This is a genomic window from Natrinema sp. SYSU A 869, assembly GCF_019879105.1.
Lineage (GTDB): Archaea > Halobacteriota > Halobacteria > Halobacteriales > Natrialbaceae > Natrinema.
This window is the reverse complement of sequence record NZ_CP082249.1, coordinates 214,966-239,784: the sequence shown is the minus strand read 5'-3', so window position 1 is coordinate 239,784 and position 24,819 is coordinate 214,966. Positions and strand designations below refer to the sequence as shown.

Annotated in this window: 21 protein-coding genes and 1 tRNA gene; 9 read left to right on the top strand and 13 right to left on the bottom strand. The window is 61.1% G+C overall.

The annotated features are described in order from the left end of the window. Nucleotides 1-21: 21 nt before the first annotated feature. From gcvPA to K6I40_RS09295, 3 genes are all read left to right on the top strand, one after another. Nucleotides 22-1,359, top strand: coding sequence for an aminomethyl-transferring glycine dehydrogenase subunit GcvPA (gene gcvPA / locus K6I40_RS09305; RefSeq protein WP_222918758.1), 1,338 nt, complete (start codon nucleotides 22-24; stop codon nucleotides 1,357-1,359). Beyond that, nucleotides 1,356-2,882: an aminomethyl-transferring glycine dehydrogenase subunit GcvPB gene (gcvPB, locus tag K6I40_RS09300; RefSeq protein ID WP_222918757.1), complete on the top strand. Its 1,527-nt coding sequence runs from the start codon at nucleotides 1,356-1,358 to the stop codon at nucleotides 2,880-2,882. Before gcvPA ends, gcvPB begins: the two co-directional genes overlap by 4 nt. 762 nt (nucleotides 2,883-3,644) lie before the next feature. After that, entirely contained in the window at nucleotides 3,645-4,289 is a 645-nt protein-coding gene (locus tag K6I40_RS09295) for a hypothetical protein (RefSeq protein WP_222918756.1), read from the top strand. Between the two features lie 472 nt (nucleotides 4,290-4,761). Here the strand turns inward: K6I40_RS09295 and K6I40_RS09290 are convergent, their stop codons facing one another. Continuing rightward, entirely contained in the window at nucleotides 4,762-4,938 is a 177-nt protein-coding gene (locus tag K6I40_RS09290; protein WP_222918755.1) for a hypothetical protein, read from the bottom strand. A gap of 130 nt (nucleotides 4,939-5,068) precedes the next feature. On the opposite strand from K6I40_RS09290, the gene K6I40_RS09285 reads away from it, so the two are divergent. After that, complete coding sequence (locus tag K6I40_RS09285; protein WP_222918754.1) at nucleotides 5,069-5,602, top strand: cob(I)yrinic acid a,c-diamide adenosyltransferase; 534 nt, start codon at nucleotides 5,069-5,071, stop codon at nucleotides 5,600-5,602. A 147-nt stretch (nucleotides 5,603-5,749) separates the two neighbouring features. On the opposite strand, the gene K6I40_RS09280 is transcribed toward K6I40_RS09285, so the two are convergent. The 3 genes from K6I40_RS09280 to K6I40_RS09270 form a co-directional block, all read right to left on the bottom strand. Beyond that, nucleotides 5,750-5,938 carry a hypothetical protein gene (locus K6I40_RS09280; RefSeq protein WP_222918753.1) on the bottom strand — a complete coding sequence of 63 codons (189 nt, stop codon included), beginning with the start codon at nucleotides 5,936-5,938 and terminating at the stop codon, nucleotides 5,750-5,752. A gap of 182 nt (nucleotides 5,939-6,120) precedes the next feature. Beyond that, nucleotides 6,121-6,537, bottom strand: a complete 417-nt coding sequence (locus K6I40_RS09275; RefSeq protein ID WP_222918752.1) for a DoxX family protein — start codon at nucleotides 6,535-6,537, stop codon at nucleotides 6,121-6,123. Between the two features lie 402 nt (nucleotides 6,538-6,939). Then, the gene (locus tag K6I40_RS09270; protein WP_222918751.1) at nucleotides 6,940-7,188 is read right to left on the bottom strand and encodes an adenine deaminase C-terminal domain-containing protein; all 249 of its coding nucleotides are present in this window, start codon (nucleotides 7,186-7,188) and stop codon (nucleotides 6,940-6,942) included. A gap of 476 nt (nucleotides 7,189-7,664) precedes the next feature. Between K6I40_RS09270 and K6I40_RS09265 the strand changes: the two genes are divergently transcribed. Both K6I40_RS09265 and K6I40_RS09260 read left to right on the top strand, forming a co-directional pair. Then, nucleotides 7,665-7,739 (top strand) — tRNA-Val (locus K6I40_RS09265). 259 nt (nucleotides 7,740-7,998) lie between these two features. Beyond that, the gene (locus tag K6I40_RS09260; RefSeq protein ID WP_222918750.1) at nucleotides 7,999-8,139 is read left to right on the top strand and encodes a hypothetical protein; all 141 of its coding nucleotides are present in this window, start codon (nucleotides 7,999-8,001) and stop codon (nucleotides 8,137-8,139) included. A gap of 24 nt (nucleotides 8,140-8,163) precedes the next feature. On the opposite strand, the gene K6I40_RS09255 is transcribed toward K6I40_RS09260, so the two are convergent. Then, on the bottom strand, nucleotides 8,164-8,580 hold the full coding sequence (locus tag K6I40_RS09255) for a hypothetical protein (protein ID WP_222918749.1): 417 nt from the start codon (nucleotides 8,578-8,580) through the stop codon (nucleotides 8,164-8,166). A 154-nt stretch (nucleotides 8,581-8,734) separates the two neighbouring features. Further along, on the bottom strand, nucleotides 8,735-10,750 hold the full coding sequence (locus tag K6I40_RS09250; protein ID WP_222918748.1) for a helix-hairpin-helix domain-containing protein: 2,016 nt from the start codon (nucleotides 10,748-10,750) through the stop codon (nucleotides 8,735-8,737). 396 nt (nucleotides 10,751-11,146) lie between these two features. Between K6I40_RS09250 and K6I40_RS09245 the strand changes: the two genes are divergently transcribed. Further along, entirely contained in the window at nucleotides 11,147-12,604 is a 1,458-nt protein-coding gene (locus tag K6I40_RS09245; protein WP_222920323.1) for an MATE family efflux transporter, read from the top strand. Between the two features lie 67 nt (nucleotides 12,605-12,671). Here the strand turns inward: K6I40_RS09245 and K6I40_RS09240 are convergent, their stop codons facing one another. The 3 genes from K6I40_RS09240 to rdfA form a co-directional block, all read right to left on the bottom strand. Next, nucleotides 12,672-13,415 carry an SRPBCC family protein gene (locus K6I40_RS09240; protein ID WP_222918747.1) on the bottom strand — a complete coding sequence of 248 codons (744 nt, stop codon included), beginning with the start codon at nucleotides 13,413-13,415 and terminating at the stop codon, nucleotides 12,672-12,674. A gap of 785 nt (nucleotides 13,416-14,200) precedes the next feature. Further along, the gene (locus K6I40_RS09235) at nucleotides 14,201-16,156 is read right to left on the bottom strand and encodes an archaea-specific SMC-related protein (RefSeq protein WP_222918746.1); all 1,956 of its coding nucleotides are present in this window, start codon (nucleotides 16,154-16,156) and stop codon (nucleotides 14,201-14,203) included. Between the two features lie 63 nt (nucleotides 16,157-16,219). Continuing rightward, entirely contained in the window at nucleotides 16,220-16,846 is a 627-nt protein-coding gene (gene rdfA, locus K6I40_RS09230) for a rod-determining factor RdfA (protein WP_222918745.1), read from the bottom strand. A 647-nt stretch (nucleotides 16,847-17,493) separates the two neighbouring features. On the opposite strand from rdfA, the gene K6I40_RS28335 reads away from it, so the two are divergent. Together K6I40_RS28335 and K6I40_RS09225 are read left to right on the top strand one after the other, a co-directional pair. After that, on the top strand, nucleotides 17,494-17,622 hold the full coding sequence (locus K6I40_RS28335) for a hypothetical protein (protein WP_255681920.1): 129 nt from the start codon (nucleotides 17,494-17,496) through the stop codon (nucleotides 17,620-17,622). A gap of 94 nt (nucleotides 17,623-17,716) precedes the next feature. Further along, nucleotides 17,717-19,972: an NADP-dependent malic enzyme gene (locus K6I40_RS09225; protein WP_255681918.1), complete on the top strand. Its 2,256-nt coding sequence runs from the start codon at nucleotides 17,717-17,719 to the stop codon at nucleotides 19,970-19,972. A gap of 12 nt (nucleotides 19,973-19,984) precedes the next feature. Here K6I40_RS09225 and gfo6 read toward each other — a convergent pair whose 3' ends face one another. From gfo6 to K6I40_RS09205, 4 genes are all read right to left on the bottom strand, one after another. Then, nucleotides 19,985-21,055: a D-xylose 1-dehydrogenase Gfo6 gene (gene gfo6 / locus K6I40_RS09220; RefSeq protein ID WP_222918744.1), complete on the bottom strand. Its 1,071-nt coding sequence runs from the start codon at nucleotides 21,053-21,055 to the stop codon at nucleotides 19,985-19,987. 90 nt (nucleotides 21,056-21,145) lie between these two features. Next, a complete protein-coding gene (locus tag K6I40_RS09215; protein ID WP_222918743.1) occupies nucleotides 21,146-21,634 on the bottom strand; it encodes a universal stress protein in 489 nt (162 codons plus the stop codon). A 137-nt stretch (nucleotides 21,635-21,771) separates the two neighbouring features. After that, nucleotides 21,772-23,166: an SLC13 family permease gene (locus K6I40_RS09210; protein ID WP_222918742.1), complete on the bottom strand. Its 1,395-nt coding sequence runs from the start codon at nucleotides 23,164-23,166 to the stop codon at nucleotides 21,772-21,774. 1,226 nt (nucleotides 23,167-24,392) lie between these two features. Next, nucleotides 24,393-24,761 carry a hypothetical protein gene (locus K6I40_RS09205; RefSeq protein WP_222918741.1) on the bottom strand — a complete coding sequence of 123 codons (369 nt, stop codon included), beginning with the start codon at nucleotides 24,759-24,761 and terminating at the stop codon, nucleotides 24,393-24,395. Between the last annotated feature and the right edge of the window lie 58 nt (nucleotides 24,762-24,819).

The following is a 24,819-nucleotide window of genomic DNA, read 5'->3' as shown; positions in this document are numbered from 1 at the left end:
CGATCGAGACCACTACTAAGCATGCACGGATCACACACCACGGGGAGTCCGTACGCTCCCTATACGGAGGAGGACCGCACGGCGATGCTCGAGGCGGTCGGTGCGGAGTCCGCAGAGGATCTCTTCGACATCCCGGCCGACGTCCGGTTCGACGGGCGGTTCGACATCGACACGCGAACGGAACGGGAGACCAGACGGCTGGTTCGCTCGATTCTGGGTCGCAACGACGACCTGACCGAACTACTGGGACGGGGCCACTACGGCTACTACGTCCCGTCGCTGGTCGATCACCTCGCGGATCGCTCAGAGTTCCTCACGTCCTACACGCAGTACCAACCCGAAATCTCTCAGGGATTCCTGCAGGCCCTCTTCGAGTACCAGTCGCTGCTGGTCGAGTTGACCGGCCTCACAGTCGCAAACTGCTCGATGTACGACGCCGCGACGGCTCTGGGCGAGGCTGCCACGCTGGCCGACCGGGTCCGGAATACGACGGGCCACCGTGTACTCATCCCCGACCTCCTGCGTGAGGAACGGCAGAGCACGCTCGAGAACTACGTCGCCGGTACCGATCTTGACGTCGAGACCTACCCCGTCGACGACGGCAACGTCGATCTCGTGGGACTCGAGGAGACCGTCGACGAGGCGGTCGTAATGATCTACGCCGAGAATCCGACGGTTCGCGGAACGATCGAGGAGCACCTCGATGCAGTCGGCGACCTCGCCGACGACAACGACGCGCTCTTTACGCTCGGTTCGGACCCGATCGCGCTGTCCCTGCTCGAGCGGCCCGTCGACGTCGGTGCAGATGTGGTCGTCGGCGACGCGAGCGTGCTCGGCCTCCCGACGAGCTACGGGATGGGGCTGGGCCTGTTCGCGACGCGGGAGGACTACCTCCGGCAGGTCCCCGGCCGGCTGGTCGGGGCCAGCGAGGACGCGACCGACCGCCGAGCGTTCACGCTCACCCTACAGACTCGTGAACAGCACATTCGTCGGGAACGCGCAACGAGTAATATCTGTACGAACCAGGCCTGGGTCGCGCTCCGAACTGCGATGCACGCGGCCGTCCTCGGGCCAACTGGCATGGTCGATCTCGCGGAGCGAGACGTCCGGCGAGCCCGGACCCTCGCGGAGCGACTCGACGACATCGTCGGCGTGAAAGCGCCGGTCCACGACCGCCACCACCTTCGGGAGTTCGTCGCTCACGTCGACCAGCCCGCGGGGGCCATCGCCGATGACTTAGAGCAGCTCGGATTCGCGGTCCACGTCGTCGGCGACCACGAGATCCAGGTCTGCGTCGCCGGCATTTCGGACGACCGGATCGATCGGTTCGTCGAGGCCACAACGGAGGTGGCACGATGACCGATGAGCGATCCGATGCCCCAGACGACCGCGACGCCGCACAGTCGTGCTATGATCAGGCCCGGTACGTCGAGAACGGTGAGTACGAGCCGTTGCTCTCGGAGAAGGATCAGACGCGTGTCGAGATCGGCGATCCCAGTAGCAGCCGTGACGGAGACGGCGAGGACGGTTCGCCGCTCCCCGATGACCTCACCCGCGACTCCCTCGAACTCCCCGAACTCTCCGAGCCCGAACTGGCTCGCCACTACACGCGACTTTCCCAGATGATCTACGGGATCGACAGCGGGCCCTACCCGCTGGGGTCGTGTACGATGAAGTACAATCCCAAGTTCACCGAGGACGTGGCCGCGCTGCCGTCGGCGGCCGTCCATCCTGACCGGTCCGAGGGGTCCGTTCAGGGCACCCTCGAACTCCTGTATCGGTTGCAGGACTATTTGGGACGAATCGGGGGCATGGACGCAGTGACACTCCAGCCGCCCGCCGGCGCTGCCGGCGAGTTTGCCGGAATTCAGATCGCCGCGGCCTACCACGAGCACAACGATGAAGGCCACCGCGACGAGGTCATCGTCCCCGAGAGCGCCCACGGGACCAACTTCGCCAGCGCAGCCCTCGGCGGCTACGACGTCGTCTCCCTGCCCAGCGACGACGAGGGGCGAGTTGATCTCGAGGCGCTCGAGGCGGTCCTCTCGGAGAAGACGGCTGCGCTCATGTTGACCAACCCGAACACGCTCGGGCTGTTCGAGCGCGATATCACGGAAATCGCCGAGATGGTCCACGATGTCGGTGGGCTGCTCTACTACGACGGGGCGAACCTGAACGCCCTGCTCGGCCGTGCCCGGCCGGGCGACATGGGCTTCGACGTGATGCACTACAACGTCCACAAGACGTTCGCGACGCCCCACGGCGGCGGTGGGCCAGGTGCCGGTCCGGTCGGCGTGGTCGAAGACCTCGCGCCGTTCCTGCCCGTGCCCCGCGTCCGCGAGCGCGCCGGCGAATCGACGTCCGGAGACCCGATCTACGAACGCTTCGAGCCCGAACACACCATCGGTAAGGTCCACGGATTCGACGGCAACTGGCTGGTACTCCTCAAGGCCTTCGCCTACATCGCACGACTCGGCGACGAGGGACTCGCGGACGCGAGCGCCTCTGCGGTGCTCAACGCGAACTACCTCGCCGAGGGACTCGAGTACGACGTCCCCTATGGCCCGTTCCACCACGAGTTCGTCGCCAGCGCTGGCGATCAGGACGCCGCCGACGTCGCAAAGCGAATGCTCGACTACGGCGTCCACCCACCGACGACAAAGTGGCCCGAGATCGTCCCCGAGGCCCTGATGACCGAGCCGACTGAAGTCGAGAGCAAGGACACCCTCGATCGTCTCGCCGCCGCGTTCAACGCCGTCGCACGCGAGGACGACGCAACGCTCGAGGCGGCACCGGAACGGACCACCGCACGCCGGATTGACCAGACGAGCGCCGCGCGGACCCCGCGGCTCTCGTGGCAGGCGCTCACGGACGATACATAACCGGGACCGACTTTATAGCCTCTTCCACTATTTCGAGATTTATACAGAATCGGGGAGAATACCTGCGGCTTTAGCCGCAGGATGAATCCGACAACCCATGTCACCAACTACGCTCGACGCGCCAGTTCGAGTTTCCAATCCATACTTTGAAGTGCTAAGAACCGCTATACTGCGGTAAGGTCAGGTCGGAACGGAGCGGATTCCGAACGACCGTCGGAGGCGGCCAGCCCGCCCACGATAACGAGGCAGTATCCGAAATGCCGACGCGGTGAACGCGAATCCTCGAAGGGTTCGCCTTGTGCCCGTCGGCCTGAGCAAGCCCGACGATAACTCCAAGTCTGGCGACGTGTCAGTGACTCCCTGCTGGCAAAAACAACAGATGGGGGGCAACGACACCGAGGATAGGAGTAACGGCGGTTTGGCACCGGCCTCAGAACGCAAGGCGTTCTGATGGGCTGCACGAGAGCTTCGCTCTCGTGAACGCCAGTCAGCCACCGACCACGATGGCTGGGTGAGACGCGGACTCCCGTGAAGTGGCGGCATCCGTGGTTGCAGACCTGAAACTCCCACCGCTCGGGATTCCTCCGCGTTCACGCGGAGGAGGATGTCAATCGGTTGCGATTGTTTTAGCATGCCCCTCGGAGAGACATGATGTGATTTTCAGGGGACAGGCCCGTTATCTATTTATTAACCATTAGTTGAAATAATAGATATTTGGATGTATCGGAAAGGGTATACATAGCCGCGCGTATCATCCGTAGCATGACTTCCATCTCATTGGAATACACAAGAGATGATGCAAAAACCCTGACCAAAGCCGCCTTCGAACGGATGCACGACATTGAGACTTACTTTGATGACGGCCATCGAATTATTGGAAAGACTGGATCCAATTTCAGAAGCTATGGTGAGAAAATCATCGTAGACATTCCCGAAAATCAGTCCTCAGCCGCCGAGACGATGATCACAATTAGAGCTAAAAAAGAAGTTGAGATGAACATGACTGCCAACCCCGAACAATACAAGTCACAGTTTCTTGCGGAACTCGAACGCACTCGTGGGTACCCGGTCGAACACGTCCTCAAAACATTTGATGAAAATTGTCAAAGCAAAGAAGTGTTTCACCCTGACGAACAGACGAACGGCTACGATACGGTTAAAGTCGTCCTCGCAGTAATAGCTATATTCATGTTCATTTCATGTTCACGCCTTTACTCTTCATTCCATAACGATGAACAGTACCAAAATTATTGGCAGCATTGTTCTTGTCATCGGACTCCTCGTCCTTCTCGGTGGTCTCACTATGCCGAGTACAACGACGACTACGAGTACCAGCTGTTACGACAATCCGATGGGATACGGACAAGAGTGCGTGGAATCAACATACGAAACCACGAATACCAGTAAATCCCCAACTATTATCTTCGGATTGATCATCACGATCGCAGGTGGTTGGCTGATGAAAAGAGACGGTACCAATTCAAATCCCGTCCGAGCGCAGAAACCGTCATCAGCTGACTCAGAATGGACGGGGGATAGCCGGGATACACGATCATCATCAGCCACCCCACAATCGACAGACAACGATTCAAACAGTGGGTTTGCACAGCAGGTGAAAGAGGCACATAAGGAAGATAAGTAGCATAGTTGATGATATGATGGCAGTAATACAATGACTGTGTGACTGCGTCTTCGGTAGATAGAGCTGATTTGAACCAGTTATAGAGGATGAGTCCCCTCTCACGAACCCTCGTTATAATGACCCAATCGACCAGTATGATCGATATTTACCATAGAATTAAAACAGGACGAGGGAGCGTACGAGTCGGAATCGGAACTAACGCTATGAATGCCACAAAGCTAAGAGAAACTGATGAAATTATGCGCTACTCGAGTCGACGGCAGCGCCGTTGTCGCCGATGCGGACAAAGCCGTAGTCACAGTCCGGGCAGTGCCATTTGACCTTCTCGCCGAGGTGAAGTGTCGTGCTGGCGGCGCGGTAGAACGTCTTCTCGCCCCCGCAGTCGGGACACTCGTGTTCGAGTTCCAGAGCCATACGAGGCGATAGTGAGCGAAGCGAGTTTAACGTACTGGTTCCGGCGGCGACCGGATCGCTGATCGCGGCCACCGACTGCAGCAAGCCGGGCGACAGGGAAGTTAAGTGGAATCCCGACGTCGACCCAGCTATGTCGATTTACACCGGCCGCGGCGACGACGGAGAGACGGATCTCCGGGATATGACTCGTGTCTCGAAGTCGAGTGCCCGCATCGAGGCCTACGGGACCGTCGACGAACTCAACGCCCTGCTCGGCACGGTTCGGCCGACCGACCACGACGACATCAACGACCGACTGTCCGAAATTCAGAACCACCTCCACGTGGTACAGGCTGACCTCGCGAACCCCGATCCCGACGAGGACGACCCCGCGATCCGCCCCGAACACGCCGAGACCGTCGAGAACTGGATCGACGAGTACGACGAGGAACTCGAGCCATTGACCTCATTTATCCTGCCGACCGGCAGCGAACACGGTGCGGCGCTGCACCACGCCAGGACAGTCTGTCGGCGCGCCGAACGACGAGCGGTCGCGCTCGCGTCGGAGGAACAGATCAACGAGGATGCGGTCCAGTATCTCAATCGGCTCTCGGATGGCCTGTTCACGTTTGCCCGCGTTGTCAACGCTCGCGACGGGGAACTGGAGGAAGCGCCCGAATACTAGATTGAACGACTGCGATCCTATCCTCGACTTCGACTTCCGCGTTCGCCGGGCCGAAGACGGACTCACCGTTCAATACCGAACGAATCGGCGTGGCTCCCTCAGCTCGCCGCCGCGTGTCTCTGTCCCTCGAGCGCTACGGGAACGGCCCTACGCGTCCCCGATCGACGGCGGAAGTTCGATAGCGACGAGGTCGTGACCTGTTTCCTGCCGATGGTCCGTTCCGATTCGTGTCGCTTCGTCGCGGCCGTCAGCCGGTCGTTCGTACGAACAGCCGTCGCACTCCACGAGGAACTGCTTCGTCTCTCCGCGATCGGGGGCCATTTCGTTCGTTGCCATGCTCGACTAGTCGACGACCCACCGTTTGAACTATCCTCCAAAAGAAATTGGAATGACAGGAGCTCGCCACGCAATACGAGATAGCACACAGTGAACGCACTCCCTCTAATGGAGGGCTATTGTGTAATCGCGTTCGCTATCGGTGCCGATTCGAGAGAATCGAAGTGAACTATCGATTATCGTTAGAGGCCGATATTTAGCGCGTAGCCCCAGGTCTCACCGGCGAAGACTAACACGAGCAGGGAGACGCCAAGCAGTTGGACGTTCTTGAGAAAGTGGTTCATCTCGTTTTGCTGCTGATCCTCGGGGACCGCCCAGAAGTCGTGCATGAACGGTGTGACGAGGAGGAAGAACACCGCCAGCATCCCCGCGGCGATGATGGGATAGACGCCGAGAACGATGCCGAGCCCCGCGAGGACGAGCACCACGCCCGACGCGACGACGCCGAACTTGGCCGCGGGAACACCCTTTGACTCGGCATAGCCAGCCATCATATCAGTTGCAAGGAAGTGATTGATTCCCTGATAGACAAGGAGGCCACCGAAGAGCAGTCTACCCACGAGCAGGAGTACCGCACCGATACCGCTCTCGAGCGCCATCAGTCACTCACCTCCAGACTCGAGGCCGTTGCGTGTCCTCCGTTCGTCTGCTGGAACCGATTCTGATCTGCGAGTCGCGTTTGTAGTTGCATTACGTTATCTGATATGTACCTGAAACAGTTATATTCTCGCTAACGTGAGTGTTACCGGGTGAAAGGCCGGTTATCGGCGAACTCTGGACTGCTGGATGAGGTCATGTGACATATTTCTATTCGGGAGACCGCTTCCGGTAGATCGTTCGAAACGACTCGAGGCGACCGTCGAGGGACCCGTTACTTCACGGAATCCGAATCGAAATCAGGGTCAGGCCTGCGGCCGACGAGTGATCGGCCGAGCACGTCCGCGTACCCCGACGGCGTGAGCTCCAATGCGGGGACGCCGGGAACGTCAGCGTCTGCGTAGTCAACAGCGGCCGCTCGATATCGCCGCCGCTCTCGCGGAGGGACGCCTCGAGCGCCGCGAACTCGGTCGTGAACGCGTCGGGGCCATTTCGGCGGCGGTCGCGGTGATCGGCATCGTGAGGTCCGCGACGACCTCGTCGTCGCGAGCGACCGCGAAGCCCCCGCCCATCGATGCGACGCGGTCGGCAGCGACGACCAGATCGGCGGTCGCATCCTCACGCTCGAGGGCGACCGGCTGTAACTCGTTCATGGCGGGTAGGTCTCGTGCACCGTCCGCTATTAATTGATCGCGCGAAACCGTGGCGTTCCCCACGGGTTCGGGGACGCTCTGGGCCACAGGTAGTTCGAGGTCGGATTGTGCTGTCCGCGAAAGAACTCTACCCACGCTCGCCCTCTTCATGTATGTGAATTACATGGACAGGCAGTTCCACGACAGCCGATACTCCCTCGCTCGAGCCGTCGAACATGCCCGTCTGGGGTGACCGAATCCCTCGCGGTACCTGTGGCCCGGGCTCAAGTCCTCCTCGGACGAGAAACCGAACCGGAACCCGAACGCGGTCGTGTCGAGGGTGCAGTGGCGGATGTCACTGTAGTCAGGCAGCGAGCAGAGACGCGCGGGCGGGCTTGGCTTGGCACGAGCCCGGGTAGCGGCGAGTTGCTCGAGTGGGGCCGACGACGATCGGTGAAAGGAAGTCTTAAGTTAAACGCACGGGAATTCTCTCGTGCGGGTTGGTGATCTAGTCCGGTTATGATACCTCCTTCACACGGAGGAAGTCGGCAGTTCAAATCTGCCCCAACCCACTCGTCACCTTGTTCCCTGTGAACCCACAGACTGCGTAGGAGTGTTTATATTTGAAGCCAGCATTGGCAAACTGGATTCGATCAAGTCTCTTGTCTGGGGGCGTCGCCGTTGTGCGATTATACACACTAGCTTCTTTGGGGGATGGCTATACCTGCTTTATCCCGTTAGGCTACTCCCCTCATGACTTCCTTACGAATCTGAACAGCACCTGAGAGACTAGCGGTGAAGCTTAAGCCAACACGGGTGATAGTATAACACATGGCATACCAGCTGCAATGTGACAGCTGCGACCTCGAGAGTGAGCACACCGACTGGGCCGACGCGAACAGCGACGCCAGCGATCACGAAGCCGAGTACGCCGACCACTGGGTAAGTATCGTTGACCTACGGGAGGCCTGACCGACGGGTTTGACTGGCGATCTCTTATCGCTTCTCGAGCCCGTTTTCTCTCGCGAGATAGGCTGATAGGAGCGCAGTGTGGACTGTTCGACTGTCCGTCTCCTGAATCGTGGCGGCGGCCTGAAAGCGTTCGCGAGCGCGCGTCACCGTCTGTGGCTCGGCGGCGAGGTGGGCAAGTACGAACGTGTCGGCGTCGACCCCTCGAGCGGCCTCGAAATCCGCCTCATCGTACAGGGCCGCGAAGTTTGCGACCACGTCCGAGACGAGCCGATCGGTCGCGTCGCCACCGGGATCGCCCACGGGGACGTCGGATTCGGATGGATCGAAATAGTTCTCGTAGTCGACGACGCCGGCTTCCTCGTACAGAAACCCCTCGAGCGCGTCGGAGACTGGCTCCGAGACGTAGACGCCGAACAGTTTGTATCGATCGTCGCTGGTCATCACGTGAAGTACTGTGTCGCTCTTCCGTAAGGGATGCCCTCGAGGACAATAAATCTGCAAGGGGCCGCAGCGATAGTCGACCCAACGATACCGGAGTCCCCAATCGAACTCGACCTCGAACAACAGCGAAGAGTCCGTGCAACCGTCGAGTCCGTCAGGTATCGGCCTGCTCGATCCAGCTTGCCGCTCGCTTCTCGGTGACCTCGGCCGCGTCGGCAACGGTCTCGCTGTCGGCTTGAGCGAGGTCGTCGAGCGAGGTGATGCCCGCATCGACGAGTCGCTCGCGGTACATCGAATCGAGTCCGTCGACGAGTTCGAGCCGCCGGTGCGTGGCGTCAGGGTTGGCCGCTAACTGCCGGTGCAGCTCCTCCAGCCGTTCGACGTGTCGCTCGAGTAGCGCCACCGTCCGGTCGTGGTCCCGAGCGATACCCTCGTCGGGCCGATCCGGTCCCGCGTGCGACTCCTCGCGTCGGCCACGAGACGGTTCCTCTCTCGATCCCATCATCGTGGCGGCAAGTTCGACGGGCGTGCTGGCGACCGTCTCAGCGAGTCGCAACTGCTGGCGCTGCAGTGCCATCCCGCTGGAGACGGCGTTTCGGGCGAGTCGCTGCTGGAGTTCGACTGCCTGTTTGCCCGGCTCTAGCGCCGCTCGCTGGGCGGCAAACATGGCCGACAGCGGAGTGGCTGATTGACTCCGATCGTTGCTCGCGGCCACCTCCGATGCCCTCGTTTCGGTTTTCCTCTCTTCGGGCTCCATCTCGAGGTCTTCGAGCGCTGTTCGATCGCGGTCACCGGCCGTCTCGGCTGGGCGGTGGTCGATATCGGCGTCGTCCTCGGTGACGATTCGGCGGTCGACCATCTCGACGCCGGCCTCAGCTCCGGTCTGTTCCCCACTGATGGCATCAGGATCGATATCGGGATCCGTCTCACGGTCGTCATCCGTGACCGACTCGATATCCGATCCCCGATCCAACTCATCGACTAGATTCTCCTCTTCCGACGGCCTCGAGTGTGCCGTTTCCTCGTGTTCGGCGGTTTCATTGCTCTCTGCAGTCGATTCGATATCGATCCCGTTGTCCAGTTCGTCCGCAAGGCCCATATCCTCGGCCGGATTGCGCTCCTCGGCGTCGTCCAACCCGTCGCTGACGTCTTCGAAGGAGTTGCTCTCGACGGTTCGATCGATCTCGTTCGCGTCCGCGGACCCTGCCGACGCTGACTGGCTTTCGCCCGCCCTCCCTTCTTCAGTAGTGCCCGTCTCGGTCGACTGGATCCCGTCAGTCGCGCCCCGTTCGTCCGCCATATCCACGGTCGATGCGGCCTCGTCAGGGGCTCCGCTCTCATCGGCGTTGTCCGAAGAGTCGATCTCCGTCCGCCCCGATTCGTCGGTTCGGGACGGGTCTTCGAGGTCGGTACGCTCGTCCGAGTCGCCGATCTCGGTGCTCTCGTCGACCGCGTTCGCCCCCGCGGCTTCGTCCGTTTCCGCCGCATCCGGCTCGTCTGTCGATGCCGTCTCGTCGATCGCTGCAGTGTCCTTGAGCCCATCCCGCGCATCGGTATCGACGATCTCGTCGGCCGCGCTCGGGGCATCGAACTCGCGTTGCTCGTCTGCCTCGAACGAGTCGTCATCCGCGACCGGCTCGTCGAATGCAGTGTCGGCATCGGCGTCGTCGGTATCCGCCGCCGGATGCGTTTCCTGCGTCTCCTCGAGTTCGTCGGCACCGCCGATCTCGTCGTCCGGATACAGTTCGTCAGCGCCGCCCCTCTCCTCGACGGGATCGCCCGGTGGGTTTCGATCGCCCGCCGCAGCCGACTCCGATGGCTCGATCTCGTCCGCTTCGTCAGAGTCTGGACCCCGGTCCACGATGACGTCAGGCTCGGAGTCTCGGCCGGCATCGTCGATATCGGTACGCGCCGCCGTCTCCGGATCCTTGGGCTCCGGCCCAAGTCGGATCACGTCGTCCGAGATGGTTCCGACCGCGCCTTCGCGAATTACCACGGTATCTCCGGTGGCTCGCTCCCAGCCGAGAGCCGCCCTAATCGAATCCATGACGCCGGAACGCGGTTTGACGTGAGCGGTGCCGCCCTCGATTTCAGTAACGGTGCCGATCACCTCCCCGTTCGCGTTCTCGACCGTTTTGTCGATGTCGTCCGGCGAAAACGTTGCACACATAATCGGTGGTGAGCGGGTCCGAGACAAGCCAGTACTGCCTGCACCCGCGTGGGTCGTCACACTGTGCTGGCTGGTACTATCCACCGCTCGCCTCGCTCGGCTCTATCGAGGTATCCTACCGTACAGACGACTCTGCATCTCGGTCAGAGTCGATTCGAAATCGCTCGTTCTCGAGCGGACATCCGGCCGTAGGGACACATACTAGCTGGCCCACAGATGAGTCCGTTTCAGTCTCCGGAAGTATCCGTCTGATTATGTTGAAACACAGAGATGCGTGAGCTATTCGATGGCATACAGCCAGCAATACGGCCTATATCGCGTGATCGACCATGACGTATCACTGAGGTATAAAGCGTTTTAGCGCTGAGACTCGAACGATCGAGTGTGGCTTCTCGAGTGCCGAATCCATTCCGTTGGCTCCTGCTGTCGATCGGCTCCCTGCTCGCGCGGGTCGGGATCGTCGACTCTCAGCGCGTCGAGCGGACCACCGATCTCGCCTGGCCGCGGATCGTCACCGGCATCGCCCGGATGTCGAAGTCCGCGGCGGACGTGGCCATGGTCGGGATCGCGCTGGGTCCGGCAGCGATCGCTGGCGTCGGCTTTGCGACCCCGTTCTGGTCGATCGCGTTCGCGATCGGTGGCGGGGTCGCCGGCGCGACGATCAGTCTCGTCTCGCAGCGCTACGGCGCGCAGGCGACCGAAAAGCTGTCGCTGGCGGTAACGACCAGCGCGCTCATCGTCGTCGCGATTACCATTCCCCTCGCGGTCCTCTACTGGACGGTTCCCGAACAACTGATCAGACTCGTCGGGAACGACGCGGCGTCGACTGCGTACGGTGCGGACTACCTCCGAATCCTCGCGCTCGGCGTACCCTTTGCCGGCGTGAACCTGATCGCCAGCCGGACGCTCGTCGGTGCCGACGACGCGTGGACGCCCATGATGCTCCGCGCCGGCGGCGCAGTCGCCAACGTCGCCGTTAACGCCGTCCTGCTGTTCGTCCTCGAGTTGGGCGTCGTCGGCGCTGCGATCGGGACGGTACTGGCGAACGTCCTCGTCCTGGCGGCGTTCGTCACCGGGTTTACCGTCGGCCGGCTCCCCGTGATCGGGGAGTTCCCTGTGACAATCGACCTCTCGCGGCCGTACACGACCCTCGAGGACGTCCGGAACGTGATCGACATCGGCGCGCCGCTGGTGTTTACGAACGTCGCTCGGCGGGCCGCGCAGTTCCCGATGCTTGCCATCGTCGCGCTGTTCGGACCGAACGTGGTGGCCGCCTACGTCGTCGCACGCCGCGTCCGGGATCTGATGGACACGCCGGGCTGGGGCTTCTCGCTGGCCTCGAGCAGTCTCGTGGGTCAGGAACTCGGAACCGGCGATGAGAGTGACGCCGACACGTACGGCTACGAAGTGCTCTGGTTCGGGACCGCCGTGTATCTATTCAGCGCGACCATCGTCCTTCTCTTCGCCGAACAGGTCGGGCGGCTCTTCGTCGACGATCCGTCGATCCTGCCGCTGGTAACCACCTTCATCGTCGTCGCCTGCGTGAGCGTCGTCTTCCGCGGCATTAGTGGCGGCGCGACCGGCCCGCTCCGTGCGAGCGGTGACACCCGCTGGCCGTTCTACGGCCAGGTACTCGGACTCTACGTGTTCGCGCTCCCCGTCGCCGCTCTCGGGGCCGTTTCGATTCCCGCGGGGCCCCTCGAGGCCATCATGCCGCTGGGAATCGGCGCGCTCTACGCGGCGCTGATCCTCGAGACGTTCGTTCCCGCCGTCGTCACGTACTATCGGTTCGCTGCCGGCCACTGGAAGGTCATCAGTCGCGGCTATCGACCCGAATCCGCGCCTGGTGATTGAACCGTCGCCTCGGGAACCGAGACTGCCTAAAGCAGGTCGCCGCTACCCCGCGCGGATGGATTGTGCTCTAAGGTCGGAATTTCGCCGGTCTCGGCGAGGCTCTTGAACCGATGGAGTGCCTTCTCGGCGATCGTTTCGGGAACGATCCCCAGTCGCTGGAGCAGCGCGGTACCGATGGTGCCCCCGGCGGGTCGAACTGCCACCGAAGCGTCACCGTCGTCCCCCGTTCCCCTGGTGCCGGCTGGAAGCGCACGCTGCCTTCGTTGGCGATCATCGCCCCCTCGCGCGTCTTCCAGTGCAGGTCCGGTTCGGACTCGGCGTCCGTTATCTCCGTCTCCCAGGTCAGGTTGGGACCGCGGGGCGTCTGGACGTCCCAGTGGTGGCGGTCCTCGCCGGCACCGGTCACCTCGGCGACGGGACCCATAATCCGCGTCAGTCGCTCGGGGTCGCGCCAGTACTCCGCGAGTTCGTCCGCGGGCGCGCCGACCGTGATGGATCGTTCGACCGTCACCGGGCCGCCAGCATCCTCAGCCACGGATTCGTCCAGTTCTCCAGAGACTCCCATACTGCGGTCTCGAAGCGGACGGCGACGCCCGCTGACGCCGCGAGCGATGAGCCACCCACCGCCGAGCGCCATCGCCGCACCGCCGATCGATCGCCGTCTGAGACCGGCGACGATGAGTATCCCCCCGACGGCCGTGGTGGCCAGCCGTCTGCCGCGTCCGCTCGAGCGCTCCGACTCGGTACGAGTTTGATCGCTCGCATGGCCCTGGGTCTCGATCGGTATCGTCTCCGACGAACGATCGCTCATGGGTTCCCCGACGGAACGCGTCGTTCGAACGACCGACCGATTGACCACTGACGGTCCGCCAACTCAACGGTCCGTGGCCGCGTCATTTCGAGTGGCCGCGACCGTGGTATCGTGGAACAGTTCATACGGGGAACACGATAGCGGCAATATTGTAGCTTACAACTGCACATGCAACGGCGTGTACGTCGTTGGTCGACGGCGACCCCAAGCAACTCGAGTCGCTCAACCCAGTCCGATATCCAGTACTCGTCTTACCGTTGCGATCGAGTGAGAGCGGAGATCGATTCGATCGATCCGCTCGAGAGATGGACGTAACGGTTACTGGCGGTCTATCAGTTTCAGTTCTATTATCTCTAGGTGGTATGTTCGAGACACGGAATCGAGGGTGATTCGACTCACTTCTTCAGACAGTATTCGATCCTGCTACCGTTACGTACCGCATACGCGATAGTACAGCGGACTCTGGATCGATTCGACGATCTCGAGTTCCTCGGTTTCTCGTCCGATCGACCGTCCTGACCGAGACGGTTCGTCGAAAGGTGCTGCCCCATATTCCGTTGTCCAAGGCGATCTATTCGGCTTTCAGTGGTGTCTGTGAGCGCAAGAGGGGCTACAGAACATTCTACATCGGAATACATGGATTTCTATACTATATCTCTATTGTGTCTATGCCCATACCGTATCGTCTGGTTCGATTACTCCGATGAGCAAACTCTGCCGATCGACGCTGTGCACGAGGATCACGGATGGAGACCGAGTCGGAACGAACCGGAAATCGTTGACAGCTAGATCTCCTCGACGTACGTATACGACTCCGATAGCGCCTCGGCGTCCTCGCGAAGCAAGGCGACGACGAGACAGTCGACGTACTCCTCGAAGTACTCGACGAGGTCGGCGATCCGGTTCGAATCGATCGCCTCGAGCGAGTCCAAGAGCATGAACGGCACGATCTCGTGGACGTCGTGGACCAGATACCCGGCCAGCGCGAAGACGAGCCCCGTGACCTCGCGTTCGCTCTCCGAGAGGTGATCGACGGTGTCCTCATAGGTCCGGCCGTCCTCGGTCGTCCGGACGATGTGGAGATCGAACGCGGTCCGCGTGACCTTCCGTCGCCCCTCCCGGACCGTCTTCTCGCGGCGTTCGATCCAGATGCGATCGATGTTTCGATACTCCAGAATCGAGAGGATCGACTCCATGTGCTCGTTGAACGCGTCGACGGCGTTCGCTTCGATCCGATCGACGCGCGTTCTGAGATCGGTCAACTCGTCCTCGACCGTCTCGCGGCGGTCCTCGAGGTCGCTGCGCTCGTCGATCTTTGCTTCGATCTCCTCGATTCGATCCTCGACCTCGTCGCGTTCCTCCTTGAGGTCCTCGAGTTCGAGTTCGAGCCGATTCAGTTCGCGGTGGGTCTCGATTACCTCACCGTACTCCGCGTTTTCGAACGTCTCAGCGTCCGATTCGAGCTCGTCAACCCGCTCTTGCTGGTCCTCGAGATCCGCCTCGAGTTCCTCGATGCGCTGGGATCGCTGCTCGAGTTCGTCCTCGATCGCCTCGAGTCGCGTTTCGACCTCCCCGCGTTTCCGGCGTCGCTTCCGAAGCTCCTTCTGTCGGTCGGAGAACTCGTCGATCTGCTCTTGCAGGTCGCTCCGCTCGGAGAGCTTTCGCTGGCGGAGCGAGCGCAATCGGTCGAGCGTCGATTCGATCCGATCGCGGTCGACCTGAGAGCCACATGTCCAGCAGACGACGTCATCCGAGTCCGCGAGTAGCTGTTCGGTGATATCGCCGTCGTCCGTCTCGTCCGACTCGACCGATTCCTCGAGATCGAGGTCGAGGCCGTCGTCCGCGAGTCGCTCCTCGTTGAATCGGATCACGCTCTGGAGTTCGCTGACGGTCGTGTCGAGCGACCGCTTCCGGTTGCGAAGCTCCTGTACGCGCCCCTCGAGTCGGTCCGGTGACTCCTGCTCGTCGTCGAATGTCTCGAGTTCCGCCTCGAGTTCGTCGCGTTCCCGTTCGAGTTCGTCGTGACTCTCTCGTTCGGTCTCGAGATCGTACTCGATGGACTCGAGTTCGGTCCGTGCGTCCTGGAGGTCGGCGAACGCCGACTCGATCTCTTCCTTTCGCTCGCGACTCGCCTCGACGTCGAGATCGAACGCATCGAGTTCGGCTTCGAGCTCGTCGATCCGTTCGGTGGTGGTCTCGATCTCGTTCTCGAGTGCGACGCGGTCCTCTTCGAGGTTGGGGAGTTCGCTATCGAGCTGGGCGAGTTCCTCGAGCCGATCGTCGAGTTCGCGCTTTTCAGCCTCGAATTGGCTGATCTCCGCTTCGATCTCGTCGGTATCGATCGGTTGCATGATGAGTTCGCGGAGATCGTCGCCCCGTCTGACGGTGCGACGTGCCTCGTTGGACTCAAGCAGGAAGGCGAACAGATCCGCGAGCTCCGGATCGTCGAGGTATGGGTCGCCGTCGAAGACGACCTCGCCGTTGCGTCGCTCGAGATATCGCGTGTACTGCTCGTCGTCGAACGCCAGTTCGACGTGACCGGCGTCCGCGTCGCCTTTCAGTGATGATCGTCGACTACCAAGCGCCGCCATGATCGTCTGGAGGAACGACGTTCGGTTCGTCGCGTTCCGGCCAGTCAGGACGTTCATGCCGGGCTGGAGCATTACCTCAGTACTGTCTATCCCGCCGATGTTCTCCGCCGTAACGGTGATCGACGAGGTGACTGACTCTGGAGATGACACGATATCCTCTTCTCGCCGCTGAACTAAATGCTATTTGGTTACGGCCGCTTTTCGGCGGGTGGCTCACGCGGCGTCAGCGCCGTCACAGTCACAGCCGCCCTGATCGAGCAGGTCAGCGATCGGGTAGTCGGCACCGCAGTTCCCACAGATCGTTCGAACGTCGACGAACACCTCGTACTCCCGATCCGTGATCTCGCCGGCATTACCGAGTTCCTCGAGCGTGGATTCCGTGATGACTTGCGTGCGGCCGGCAAGGCGCTGGACGGTTTCTTTCTTTCGTTCGATTCGGTCCTCGGGGTCTTCCTCCGGAAGAGAGGCGTCGCGGACGTTCGTGAGATACGTATAAATCGTCTGGTGGGTAACAAAGTCAGATTGAACGTCGTCGATATCGACACCCGAACGCTCGAGTTCGCGCCGTTTCCGAACCGCATCGGATCGCGACACGTCGTCGTCCGTTAGTGTTCGATAGAGCGAGTCGATGTCCGTCTCGAGGACGGACGAGCCCGCGTCGCGCACAGCCGCGCTGAGTACGGCCTGATTGAACTCGGTCGCGAGATCGCGTAGACTCGTTCGTTCCGTCCCGTCACCGATCCACTCGGCCTCGAGACGCTCTCCCCAGTCCTCGAGGCCGTACCGGTCCATCACTCGTTCGACCTTCGTTCGTCGCCCACCACTCGAGTCGTCTGTCATACCGGATGTCACTGATGCCTGTCGTACAAATGTTGTGATTACCTCCGGGACTGACGAGCGAGTTCGATACCGGACGGGTGCCGTAATCAGCGATAAATTTCGCCAATAGTATAAATATAGTGTCATGGAACGAGAGCAACCAGCTGTCAGATCGTACCGATATCGGAACCGTTCAGAGACCGCCTCTCACAGCAATATAGGCGTTCAGAACTACTGAAACGGGATCTATCCCAGCCAAAATATCGGATTGTATTTAGCTCTAATTTCGTCTCTTTGCCATATTGGTCACGCATATTGTGGGGCGGAGACGAGGAGGGACCGATTGGAACCGGCCGACGACGCGGCCGGTTACAGAGCTATGTTTGTAAACCACTAGCGGCTGCGTTCCGTCCGATCGATGTTCGCTATTGCTGAATTGTCGGGAAGACCTGTTCGGAGAGTACCCCCAGTAGTCCGTCCGCCGATTCCGTGGGTGATAGCCGATGAAGTCGACACGGGCGCTGTCCCTAGCCCGGCGTGTCTGCCGATACGATCGGCGATTAGCTGCCTTCCGTTTCCCATTAAGTAACGGTGTCGTTCTCGGTTCGTGATCCGGGTTGTGACGCCTAGGGAGAAGGTTTAAGCCCAATTCCATCGAAGAGGTGATAATGACGGCCCACCAGCAGCTAGTCGTACAGCCGTATCGATGTCCCGATTGCGAGGGCGCGCTCACCTTCGAAGAGCGATCGTGGCAGTGTCTCGACTGTGGCCACGTTCCGCGTCACGCCGCGGACTAATCGGGTTTCCATCGGACGAACGTTTCGATTGGTGCAGATGACCGAGCGCAGCCGTACACTTTTGTCGGTCCGCCGGAGACACACGATCATACCAATGGACGAAGACGCACTCGAGTATCACAGGATCGACCCGCCGGGCAAGATCGAGATCGCGACGACGAAGCCGACGAACACGCAACGGGACCTCTCGCTCGCATACTCGCCGGGTGTCGCCGCACCGTGTCGAGAGATCGACGCGGATGCGGGCGAGGCCTACCAGTACACGACGAAAGGGAACCTCGTCGGCGTCGTCTCGAACGGCTCAGCCGTGCTCGGCCTCGGCGACATCGGTGCACAGGCCTCGAAGCCAGTTATGGAGGGGAAAGGCGTCCTGTTCAAGCGCTTCGCGGATATCGACGTCTTCGATATCGAACTCGATCTCGACGATCCGGACGCGTTCGTCGAATCGGTCGCGGCAATGGAGCCGACCTTCGGCGGGATCAATCTCGAGGACATCGCGGCGCCGGACTGTTTCGAGATCGAAGAACGACTCCGCGAGCGCCTGTCAATCCCGGTGTTCCACGACGACCAGCACGGCACCGCCATCATCAGCGGTGCCGCCCTGCTCAATGCCGTCGAGATTTCTGGAAAAGACCTCGCGGACCTCGAAGTGACGTTCGCCGGTGCAGGCGCGGCGGCGGTCGCGACGGCCAAGTTCTACGTCTCGCTGGGTGTCCGCCGGGAGAATATCACCATGTGTGATATCGACGGTATTCTGACGGCCGAGCGGGCCGAATCCGGCGACTTAGACGAGTACAGTCGACAGTTCGCCCGAGACCTCCCCGAGGGTGATCTCGCGGACGCAATGCCGGGTGCGGACGTCTTTGTCGGCCTTTCGGCCGGCGGCATCGTCAGCCAGGAGATGGTGCAGTCAATGGCCACGGACCCGATCATCTTCGCGATGGCAAACCCCGATCCGGAGATCGGGTACGAGGAAGCCAAGGCTGCCCGCGACGATACGGTCATCATGGCGACGGGGCGGTCCGACTACCCCAACCAGGTGAACAACGTTCTCGGATTCCCCTTCATCTTCCGCGGTGCACTCGATGTCCGCGCGACCGAGATCAACGAGGAAATGAAGGTCGCAGCGGCGACGGCGCTGGCTGATCTGGCCAAACAGGATGTGCCCGATTCAGTGGTCAAAGCCTACGGCGACCAACCGCTGCAGTTCGGGCCCGACTACATTATTCCCAAGCCTCTCGACGCCCGCGTTCTCTTCGAACTCGCACCAGCAGTCGCGCAGGCGGCGATCGAGTCGGGTGCGGCCCGCGTCGAGCCCGATATCGACGAGTACGTCGAACGGCTCGAGGCGCGCCTGGGCAAGTCCCGCGAAATGATGCGGGTCGTGCTCAACAAGGCGAAATCAGATCCGAAGCGGATCGCGCTGGCCGAGGGAACCGACGAGACGATCGTGCGAGCGGCGTCACAGATGGTCGAACGGGGCATCGCAGAACCGATCCTGATCGGCGACGAAGACGAGATTCGCAGCACCGTCGCGAACCTCGGTCTGGAACTCGAGCCGGATGTCGTCGATCCCGCCAGCGGCGACTACGAGGTGTACGCCAACCACCTCTATGAGCGTCGAAAGCGAAACGGCGTCACCCGCCGCGAGGCCGAATCGATGATCCGCGACGACACCAACTACTTCGGGAGCGTCATGGTCGACCGCGGTGACGCTGACGCGATGCTCACGGGACTGACGAACCACTACCCGTCGGCGCTCCGACCACCGCTACAGGTGATCGGCACGGCAGACGACGCCGACTACGCGGCCGGTGTCTACATGCTCACGTTCAAGAACCGCGTCATCTTCGTCGCCGACGCAACGGTCAATCAGGCTCCCGGCGAGGACGTCCTCGAGGAAGTGACTCGCCACACCGCAGAGCTGGCTCGCCGGTTCGACGTCGACCCCCGTGCCGCCCTCCTTTCGTACTCCGACTTCGGCAGCGTCGACAACGAAGGAACGCGGAAACCTCGCGAGGCGGCCCGCCGCCTCCGCGAGGACCCAAGCGTCGAGTTCCCCGTCGATGGCGAGATGCAGGCCGACACCGCCGTCGTCGAGGACATGCTGACCGGCACCTACGAGTTCACCGACTTAGAGAAGCCGGCGAACGTGCTGGTCTTCCCGAACCTCGAGGCCGGGAACATCGGCTACAAGCTGCTCCAGCGGCTGGGCGGTGCGGACGCCATCGGTCCGATGCTGGTCGGGATGGATGAACCGGTTCACGTCCTCCAGCGGGGTGACGAGGTCAAGGATATCGTGAACCTCGCGGCCGTGGCGACGGTGGACGCACAGGACGACGAGGACTGATCGGGACCGCGGCTAGAGGTCGAGCGGCTCGTCCCGTTCGGCGGATTTGTGGAGGGTCTCGATAATCCGCATATCCTGCAGACCGTGTCGGCCGTCGGGATAGATCTCGCCGTCACCGAGGAGGCGGTCGGCGAAGTAATCGAACTCCTCTTCCATTTCGCGTTCGGCGTCGAAGCTATCGTGCTCGACCGTAACCGAGAGATCACCGCGTGAGAGCTGTAGCGAACACTCCCCGTGGAACGCCGGCCGCAGTTCGATCTGGCCCTCCGTTCCCGTGATCTTGAGGTGGGTGTCCTCGTGGGCGTTCTGGCTCGAGGTCGAGATCATCTGGACGTCATCCTCGAAGACCAGCAGCGACGAAGCGCGCTCGTCGGGCATCTCTGTGAAGGCCTCGTGGCTCGAGGCCATCTCGGAGTGGACGCTGACCGGGTCGCGCCCGAGCAGGAATCGCGTCGTGTTGATCGAGTAGATTCCCAAGTCCATCACCGAGGTCCCGTAGCCGCTCAGATCGGGGTCGAGCCGCCACTGGTCCGGATCGGGGATCATCTCGAGGAGCGGCTGGCTGTTGTGGCCGTAGACCGAGACCGGGTCGCCGAGGAACCCGTCCGCGATCAGTTCGCGGGCTCGCCGTACCGCGGGATCGGTCTGCATACGGTACGCAATCATCAGCGGGACGTCCGCGGCCTCGCAGGTCTCGACCATCGTTTCGGCGCGCTCGACGGTCGCCTCCATCGGCTTCTCACAGAGGACGGCCTTGTCCAGTTCGGCCGCGGTCTCGACGTACTCGAGGTGGTAGGCGTTCGGCGTCCCGACGTAGACAGCGTCGTACTCGTCGCTCGCTTCGCCGTCGTGGAACTCGTCGTAACTGATCCCGCGTGCCACGTCGTTCTCGTTGGCGAGCCGCGTCGCTTTCTCTGTCGAACTGCTGACGAGCGTCGTCACTTCACCCAGCTCCGACGATTCGATCGCCGGTAGCGCGACATCGATCGTCCACCAGCCCAGGCCGAGCAGGGCGTATCTGACGGTACCGCTCTCGGTCGTCTGCCAGGTTCGTTCCTCATAGTTGTCGATCCAATCGAGCATGTTCTTGTGTATTTTCCGATCTGATAAAAAATGACCGATGACAGTGAGTGACGATGACAGGGTTCAACTGCCGTTCGCGACTCAGTGTGTCTACGAATCGGCCGCCCGCCCGCCGTCCTCTTCGAGCGAGACCGTTACGGCCCCGTCAAAGTTCAACAATACGCGTTGGATCCAGTCGCCAAAGATCGCCTTCCCGGTCGGCGAGCGTTTTCGACCGGCGATGAAGACGTGATCGCAGTCGTATTCGGCCGCGGCGTTGAGCGTTCCCATTCCGTATCCCTCCGAGAGGACGTTTACGGCGACGGTATACTCGACTGCGGTCTCATCGAGCGTTCGTTGGACGAATTTCTCGAGTTCGGTCTCGGCCGCGTCGATAATGGCGTCTTCGCCGTCGTCGTCAGAGATTCCCTCGATCTCGCCGATCGATTCGATCTTTCGAACGCCGGGGCCGATCTCCTCACCGGTCGCGAACGCCAGTACGACCAGTTCCGCGTCGCCTCCACGTGCGTACTGTGCCGCTTCACGGAGGAGGGCCGCGTGGTGAGAAGTTTCTTCGACGACGACAAGTCCGTTTTCCATACAGGACCGTCGAGCGGGATCGGATTAAGTATTCTGTTTGGTAACATGCAGCTTGTAACGAAAGAATCGGCACGGATCGGGTTCGAGCCCGATACCGCCGTCCCGATGGTCGACCGGCTATCGGCAACGCAGTTGGGTTAGACGAGGGGGAAAGCCGTCGAGTACACGAGGAGTAAGCCCAGACTCGAGAACGAGAGCACGATCGTGAGTGCGGTCCACGTCTTCAGCGTCTCGGCCTTCGTGAGCCCGCCGATTTCCTTGACGATCCAGAAGCCGGAGTCGTTGAACCACGAGCAGATGACGGCACCCGAGCCGATCGCCATCACGAGGTAGGCCGGGTGGACGGTGAGTTCCGGAACCTGCGGGGCCATGATCCCGCCCGTGGTCAGCATGGCGACCGTGACCGACCCCTGCGCAACGCGAAGGATCGCGGCGATGAGCCAAGCAGTCACGAGGAGTCCGATACCGATACCGTCGAGCGTCGATGCGACGACTTCGCCGATACCGGCCTCAGCGAGCATCGCGCCGAACGCACCGCCGGCCGCGGTAATCGCGGCGATATTCCCGCCGTTTCGCAGCGCGTCAGTGATCTCGTCTTCCCAGACTGACCGCGGGAAGTCGTCCATCCGAAGGTACGTGAGCGAGGCGATCACCGCGGCGAGGGTCAGCGAGAAGTTGACGTTGCCAACGTAATCCGTCGCTGGCTGGACGGACTCGAGCGCGGGGTAGACGTCCACGAACGTGTTGACGACCGTACTGGCAGCGATAAGGGAGACGGCGACGATGACCGGAAGGATCGACTCGGTAAACGACGGCAGGTTCGAGGCGGGTTTGGACGCCTGCTCCTCGAGGTCCTCGACGGTCGTCCCCATCGTATCACGGAGCGGGATATCGACGTACTGGTTGATGAATCGGCCGAAGAGGATTCCGCTGATGAGCGCTGCGGGAAGAGCGACCGCCAGTCCGATGATGATGGTCGTACCGAGGATGGATCGCTCCGGATCGAGTTCCTGGGCGACCGCGAGCGGCCCCGGCGTCGGTGGCACGAACGCGTGCATTGCGACGCCACCGCCGCCGACGACGACGATGTACAGCGCGTAGTTCTTCCCGATTCGAGCGCGCATGGCGCGGGCGAGGGGAGCCATCAGGTAGAACACGTTGTCGAAGAAGACGGGGATTGAGAGGATCGAACTGCTCACCCAGAGCGAGAGGTCGGCGTTGTCGTCGCTGACGAACGACTGAAAGGACCGAACGATCCGGTTGGCCGCTCCGGAGTCCGTCATCGACTTCCCGATCACCGCCGCCATCAGGATTGGGATCCCGACGCCGGCCATATTGTTCCCGAACGCCGTCGCAACGGCTTCGGGAATGCCGCCGATGCCGACATCGGTCAGGAGGAATGCATTGGTCGTCCCAACGAGCAGCGCCGAAAGTATCAATCCGACGAAAGCCGGAACGTCCCATACGACAAGGAACAAGATCACGGAGACGAGTCCGATACCGAACGCTATCAGTGGTGCGGTGGCTACCATGTGTCCGTATACCACATTTTCGCACGTCCATAAAAAACCATGCATTTGTCCTGTGTGATATCCGACCATTGGGTTTCACGATCTGAATCTTCACACAATTATTTCAGGAAAATCACACCAAGGGACTGATTCGATGGTCCGTCGATGGCCTCGAGCGATCAGTCTAACGTTCACGCCACTCATCGGATGGGAAAACCGATTCGTTCAGACGAAAAGTGTTCTACTCTACCGAGAACGTGATCGTTCTCAGCGCTGATGGAGCGTTCGTATATGGTGAACGGACATTCGCTTCGCTGAGACGAAACTGTCGGCTCCCAATCAGTGATGCCCACGCACGCTACGACGGCCGCTACTGACACGCGCGTTCGAGTCTCACACTGTGATAGGTGGATATCTACGTCTCAGTTCGTAACAGACGCTAATTCTGACGTGAGAATTTTCCTCCTCTGTTTGGAATTACGGCCTTATGTTTGTAATCCCCTAGTAGGAGTGTAAACGTGTCCTATATCTTGACGGATATTAGATAACACGGACCGTCCCTGAAAAACGGAACCGGTACCATCCGCCGACCGGTCGCGTCTCACTGCGTTCGGAACAGCGCTAAAACGGCCTGTATCGGCGTGAAACAGGGAAATACGACATTTGAACATCTGCGTCCGTGAGTCCTCTCCGCTGAATGTCGCTCCGACATCGGTAGTGTCTCGGTTAGTACCCGGACGAAGAATCGGTTCCGCCGATCGAGGGACGGCAGAAGCATCAGTGTCCTCTTTCCGTTTCCCTTCGGAACGGCCCGTAATCGCGGTTATGAGACGTATCTCGGTTCTCCGAGAGGGAAGGATACGCCCATCCATCATCATAATTGGATAGAAAGATATGATAGATGTCTGCCGGAGCGAAAGATACCGGTGACAGAGCAGTCACTCAGCTACGAGAATAGACGGCAGACCGTCCTCAAATCGATCAGCGTGCTCGGCGTCTTGGCGGCCGCCAGCCCAGCCGTAGCAGCGCAACTGCCATCGACGAGTAAATTGCGAGTAGAGAACGAGATCGGCGTCCGCGCCCATCGCACACGCTGTGGCTTCGCGGACGCGTCTGCCGAGGGAACTGCTCTCAACCCCACAGCGAACACGCGCTCGTCGACAGGCGGGCCCTCACGTCTATCTACGAGGCGGCCGAGACCGGTGTGGAAGTCTCAGTCCGATCATCGGATTACCAGGACACAACGGTCACTGCTGCCTCTCGTCGGACGACGCGTCCGTCCCCTGTTGCTCGAGGACGGTGGTGAGTCGATCCGCGAACTCGACGGTTCGCCTGGGAAGCCCGTATCGCTCGGTTTCCATGTCGTACTCCCGGAGTTCGGAAACCGTCTCTTCGGTGTGCGGGAGCGTCGTCACCGTCTCGCGAACGTCTATCTCGAGCACGCCGTCGTCGGTTTCCAGCCACGGCTGTGTCCGCTGTGTCTGGTCGTACTCGATCGAGTGCGTCTCGTCACCGATCACATCGACGATGTCGTCGATCGCACCGATCTCGATTCGATCGTCCTCGGCAGAGAGGAAGAGCGTTCCGTCAACGGAATCCGGCTCGTACCGTGTCATCGGTGCGGAGTACAGCCGCTCGCATAATAATAGTGTTGTCGCCGGCCAGGTCCCGAGA

Bases quoted from the DNA above. Each gene is read 5' to 3' on its own strand.
- gcvPA (WP_222918758.1), top strand. From the start codon at position 22: ATGCACGGATCACACACCACGGGGAGTCCGTACGCTCCCTATACGGAG.
- gcvPB (WP_222918757.1), top strand. From the start codon at position 1,356: ATGACCGATGAGCGATCCGATGCCCCAGACGACCGCGACGCCGCACAG.
- K6I40_RS09295 (WP_222918756.1), top strand. From the start codon at position 3,645: ATGACTTCCATCTCATTGGAATACACAAGAGATGATGCAAAAACCCTG.
- K6I40_RS09290 (WP_222918755.1), bottom strand. From the start codon at position 4,938: ATGGCTCTGGAACTCGAACACGAGTGTCCCGACTGCGGGGGCGAGAAG.
- K6I40_RS09285 (WP_222918754.1), top strand. From the start codon at position 5,069: ATGTCGATTTACACCGGCCGCGGCGACGACGGAGAGACGGATCTCCGG.
- K6I40_RS09280 (WP_222918753.1), bottom strand. From the start codon at position 5,938: ATGGCAACGAACGAAATGGCCCCCGATCGCGGAGAGACGAAGCAGTTC.
- K6I40_RS09275 (WP_222918752.1), bottom strand. From the start codon at position 6,537: ATGGCGCTCGAGAGCGGTATCGGTGCGGTACTCCTGCTCGTGGGTAGA.
- K6I40_RS09270 (WP_222918751.1), bottom strand. From the start codon at position 7,188: ATGAACGAGTTACAGCCGGTCGCCCTCGAGCGTGAGGATGCGACCGCC.
- K6I40_RS09260 (WP_222918750.1), top strand. From the start codon at position 7,999: ATGGCATACCAGCTGCAATGTGACAGCTGCGACCTCGAGAGTGAGCAC.
- K6I40_RS09255 (WP_222918749.1), bottom strand. From the start codon at position 8,580: ATGACCAGCGACGATCGATACAAACTGTTCGGCGTCTACGTCTCGGAG.
- K6I40_RS09250 (WP_222918748.1), bottom strand. From the start codon at position 10,750: ATGTGTGCAACGTTTTCGCCGGACGACATCGACAAAACGGTCGAGAAC.
- K6I40_RS09240 (WP_222918747.1), bottom strand. From the start codon at position 13,415: ATGAGCGATCGTTCGTCGGAGACGATACCGATCGAGACCCAGGGCCAT.
- rdfA (WP_222918745.1), bottom strand. From the start codon at position 16,846: ATGACAGACGACTCGAGTGGTGGGCGACGAACGAAGGTCGAACGAGTG.
- K6I40_RS28335 (WP_255681920.1), top strand. From the start codon at position 17,494: ATGACGGCCCACCAGCAGCTAGTCGTACAGCCGTATCGATGTCCCGAT.
- K6I40_RS09225 (WP_255681918.1), top strand. From the start codon at position 17,717: ATGGACGAAGACGCACTCGAGTATCACAGGATCGACCCGCCGGGCAAG.
- gfo6 (WP_222918744.1), bottom strand. From the start codon at position 21,055: ATGCTCGATTGGATCGACAACTATGAGGAACGAACCTGGCAGACGACC.
- K6I40_RS09215 (WP_222918743.1), bottom strand. From the start codon at position 21,634: ATGGAAAACGGACTTGTCGTCGTCGAAGAAACTTCTCACCACGCGGCC.
- K6I40_RS09210 (WP_222918742.1), bottom strand. From the start codon at position 23,166: ATGGTAGCCACCGCACCACTGATAGCGTTCGGTATCGGACTCGTCTCC.
- K6I40_RS09205 (WP_222918741.1), bottom strand. From the start codon at position 24,761: ATGACACGGTACGAGCCGGATTCCGTTGACGGAACGCTCTTCCTCTCT.